Raw genomic sequence first — 501 nt, forward strand, 5'->3', positions numbered from 1 at the left:
TCGCGCGCCTTGCTGAAGTCCGCCGAGCTGATGCCGTCGAGCTGCGGCAGCACCAGCACGTCGCGGCGCTTGTCGAGCTGGCCGAGACTCGCCTGCACGTTCTGTTCGGTCAGGATGCTGATCATCTGCACCGTGACGCCGAGCAGCGACTGCAGGTCCTCGCGTGGCAGCAGCGGCGTGCCGAGGTTGACGGCGATGATCACGTCGACGCCCATCTGGCGCGCGATGTCGACCGGCAGGTTGCGGGTCAGGCCGCCATCGACATACAGATGATTGTCGATCTCGACCGGCGCGAAGGCGCTCGGCACCGACATCGACGCGCGCATCGCCAGCGCCAGGTCGCCGCGGTCGAACACCTTCATCTGGCCGTTGACGAGATCGGTGGCCACGGCGCGAAACGGCACCGGCAGTGCATCGAAGCGTTCGATGTCCTCGGCGTTGCTGACGAGCTGGCGCAGGAAGATGCCGAGCTTCTGGCCGTTGACCGCACCCTTGGGCAGC

The 501-nt window shown here is 66.9% G+C and carries 1 protein-coding gene; it reads right to left on the minus strand.

What is annotated here, in order from left to right; genetic code table 11:
* On the minus strand, positions 1–501 hold a 501-nt coding region (locus ACMUOY_RS21075; protein WP_413894639.1), incomplete at both ends, for a patatin-like phospholipase family protein.

Origin of the sequence: Candidatus Skiveiella danica (assembly GCF_022705245.1) — a bacterium.
Classification (GTDB): Bacteria; Pseudomonadota; Gammaproteobacteria; order Burkholderiales; family Burkholderiaceae_C; genus Skiveiella; species Skiveiella danica.